This window comes from Paracoccus halophilus (assembly GCF_000763905.1).
Lineage (GTDB): Bacteria > Pseudomonadota > Alphaproteobacteria > Rhodobacterales > Rhodobacteraceae > Paracoccus > Paracoccus halophilus.
Genome location: NZ_JRKN01000073.1, coordinates 1 through 3,110 on the forward strand (window position 1 = coordinate 1; position 3,110 = coordinate 3,110).

Genomic DNA, 3,110 nt, shown 5'->3' on the forward strand with positions numbered 1-3,110 from the left:
CCTTGATCGCGCGCTCGTTGGCCGGGATCTCGGCAAAGCCCGACTGATGGTGATATTGCGAAATGCCAATGACGCGGCGGTCGCGAATGAAGATGCGGAATTCGGACCAAAGGGGGATGTCGTGCCAGGGGAAGGCGAAAAGCTGGATATCCTCATGGCGATCAACACTGGCCTTCAGCACCGAATACACGCGGTAGTTCTGGCGAGCGAGGACGGCCGCAAAACCGGCGGCGTCCTGAATCCTGGGCGCGCGAGGCCCTCGCTTGAAACTGCACAGATTCAGGCGAAGATGCGCACCATCAGGATACTGGTTCAGAACTGCATCGAGATCTGAGCGAAACTCGTCAGAAAAGGAAAGTCGGCGTACCTTTGCCTCACCGTGCTCACCCGCTGAAAGCAGAAGCATCAGCGCTGCATCGACAGGAGCAACATCAAACTCAGAAACAGACAGGCAAAGATCGCGAATGGCATCAGGCCATTCGCTGACGGACGTCAGCCAGATATGCTGATCTTCGCCCTTGTCGCTCACAGGTTCTTCCGGTCGGTCAGGTTGTTCATGAACTCGGTGAAGCTATCGGCGACGAAGCCAAGGCCACGTGTGTTGTCACCGATCATCCATGGATCGTTGGCGTTGATCCAAGCATAGACCTTGCCATAGTCTTGACTGTTGGCATCCACGTTCAACAGTACATAAATGCCATCAGGCCCTGGCTCGGCATGCCCAATATTAATAAACCCGTCGGGCACCATATTTTTCTCAGGCTCTGGATAAATGTAAAGATTCCAAGTCCCGCCCATCGCATTATCGATTCCGCCCAGCCACTCTATTTCGGCAAGCAAGGTTCCATCATTGAAGCGAGCCAGAAACCATGAACCACGATCTCGCAGCGCGGCTCCATCAGATACCAAAAGAAATTCTATATAGTCCCTTGGCAAAAGCACGTCTCCAATAGGCCCCTCAAAAGTGACCGTACCGTCCGGGTTAATGTCAATCTTAGCTGGCGGATCAAGCTGCCACGCCGGATTCCACTTTATCCCCACAATGCTCATAAATTCTTCTTGTCGGTCAGATTGTTCATGAACTCGGTGAAGCTGTCGGCGACAAAGCCGAGGCCACGCTTATTGTTTCCGGTCATCCAAGGGTCGTTGGTCCGCACCCACGCATAAACCTTGCCGTAATCTAAGCTGGAAGTATCAACATTTAAAACGACATCCACTCCATTTGGTGCCGGCTCCGCATATCCAATACCCATGAAACCGAGCGGTAATTTGTGTTTCTCTGGCTCCGGATAAATATAATAGTCCCACGTCATTCCACCAACTGAACGCAAACTCCCCAACCACTCAATTTCAAAGATCGCCACACCTTCCTTAAATCTCGCCAAAAAATATGAACCTTTATCCTGCAATGCTGCACCGTCTGACCTAAGCATGAAGTCTCTGTAGTCATCGGGAAACCTCACGTTTCCAACCGGCCCCCTGAGAGTTACAGTCCCGTCACCATTGAATTTAATTCGCGCAGGATCTTTTAATTGCCACTTCGGATTCCAGTTTATCTGCATTATATTCAAAACTCCGGCGTTTGATTGATGGATGCATCCCCTGTATGAGAGAGCGCACTGTGAATATCTTGATCGACATACTGCATCGTCGATCCGTTGCCGCTGTGATGCCAATGACCGTCATAGGGGTCAGAGAAGTCCGCGCCATACTGCTCCCGCCAAGCGGCCCATGATGCTCTTTTGTCTAGGTCCCTGCTGCCGCTAAGGCTTTGCTCAATATCGACAGACCAGACCTTACCATCTGGACCGGCCGCGCCTGGCGGCGGGAAACCGGAAAGATCAGGTTGGCCGTTCGAATAGGGCACGCCGTTCACACCGTGATATTCCAACGAATCCGCCAGCTTGGCACCCACCGGATCATTGGGATCAGGCACGAATATGCCTTCGCCCAATGGCGCGGGCGTGCCATCTGCGTTCTTCCACGTCCCCGTCGATTCCGCTGGCAAGTTGACGCCGTTCTCTCGATACATCGCCCGCAACTCATCGTCGCGCTGCTTTCTACATGGAGCCTTGCTGCAGCTTTCGTATTTCTTGAGGATTTCATCGCGACGTCGTTTTATTGCATCCCAATAACGCGTCGAAGCAATCCTGCGACGAGCGATTTCCTGCGCTCGTTTCAAACCGCTTCGAGCGGCATCAAGGGCCTTATCCGCCGCTTCAACAGCACGTTTGATCTTGCGCCCCCGAAAGAAGCCTTTGAACAGATCCCCCAAGACCGGGACGAATCCCACTCCATCGACGATGGCGTCAACATAGTTCCCAGCGGCGACATTCCGCGCCAGCGATATTCCGTCGGCGACCTGACCACCAACCGGGCTGGAGGATGCAACCAGAAGCCCGGCCTCGATCCCGACATCGACCCATACCCGTGATGCGTCATCAAGGCGCGATTGTGCCGCGACAACGCCCGGGTCATCAAGAGGCGCTTCTACCCCGCTTAGCGCGTTACCCATCTTTAAAGATACTCCAGGGGTCCTCGTCCTCCGGGTCGATATCCTCCTCCCAAAGCTCCTTCTTTGTCATCTCGCTATAGGCTTTCAGGCCAAGAATATTCCCGGGCACCAGGCGGGGATACCAATATCGGTCATCGGCTTGATCAAGGGCTTGCCCGCCATCTTCATCCGAGACCTTATAAACCTGATCGACCTTTTCATCCTGTGTGAGGTGCTTGTCGGTCAGAATTTTGTTGAAGGCAGGATGTTCGAAGAAGTTCGGTCCAAGGGCCCACATGACGGTCATGATTTGTCCCTGCAGATCGGGGCGGGTAATGCCAAAATGCGGAAGATAGCGCCGGGCGCTTTTCGTCTTCCTCATGCACGACACGCGACCCAACTCCCTAAATGAGTTGGGGAATTCAGTTCTCAAAATTTCATCGACGTACCATTCGGCGAACTCCACATCTGGCATCGGCGCAGAGTTCATCTGTTCTTTCGTAAACTTGATCACCATATTATCCTCGCTCAGTGGCAGGCTGAATGACATTGCCGATATCCGCAGGCCTGATCATCAGCGGCTTGCCAGTCTCGACGAGGTCCATCCGCTGGCTGG

5 protein-coding genes are annotated in these 3,110 nt (G+C 53.5%); all 5 read right to left on the bottom strand.

Annotated features, from left to right (window positions below):
* Window positions 1-529 (bottom strand): hypothetical protein (locus IT41_RS21145; RefSeq protein WP_197056035.1); only part of this gene is annotated, 529 nt, incomplete at its 3' end.
* The gene (locus tag IT41_RS20425; protein ID WP_074948236.1) at window positions 526-1,050 is read right to left on the bottom strand and encodes an SMI1/KNR4 family protein; all 525 of its coding nucleotides are present in this window, start codon (window positions 1,048-1,050) and stop codon (window positions 526-528) included. The genes IT41_RS21145 and IT41_RS20425, both read right to left, overlap by 4 nt.
* Window positions 1,047-1,562, bottom strand: coding sequence for an SMI1/KNR4 family protein (locus IT41_RS21150; RefSeq protein ID WP_074948237.1), 516 nt, complete (start codon window positions 1,560-1,562; stop codon window positions 1,047-1,049). The genes IT41_RS20425 and IT41_RS21150 overlap by 4 nt, the downstream gene beginning before the upstream one ends.
* Before the next feature lie 5 nt (window positions 1,563-1,567).
* Window positions 1,568-2,515 carry an HNH endonuclease gene (locus IT41_RS21155; RefSeq protein WP_139221802.1) on the bottom strand — a complete coding sequence of 316 codons (948 nt, stop codon included), beginning with the start codon at window positions 2,513-2,515 and terminating at the stop codon, window positions 1,568-1,570.
* Window positions 2,508-3,011, bottom strand: coding sequence for a hypothetical protein (locus IT41_RS19020; protein ID WP_036744300.1), 504 nt, complete (start codon window positions 3,009-3,011; stop codon window positions 2,508-2,510). The genes IT41_RS21155 and IT41_RS19020 overlap by 8 nt, the downstream gene beginning before the upstream one ends.
* Window positions 3,012-3,110 lie beyond the last annotated feature (99 nt).

Excerpts from the sequence above, each read along its gene's own strand:
- IT41_RS20425 (WP_074948236.1), bottom strand. The coding sequence starts at position 1,050 with ATGAGCATTGTGGGGATAAAGTGGAATCCGGCGTGGCAGCTTGATCCG.
- IT41_RS21155 (WP_139221802.1), bottom strand. The coding sequence starts at position 2,515 with ATGGGTAACGCGCTAAGCGGGGTAGAAGCGCCTCTTGATGACCCGGGC.
- IT41_RS21150 (WP_074948237.1), bottom strand. The coding sequence starts at position 1,562 with ATGCAGATAAACTGGAATCCGAAGTGGCAATTAAAAGATCCTGCGCGA.
- IT41_RS19020 (WP_036744300.1), bottom strand. The coding sequence starts at position 3,011 with ATGGTGATCAAGTTTACGAAAGAACAGATGAACTCTGCGCCGATGCCA.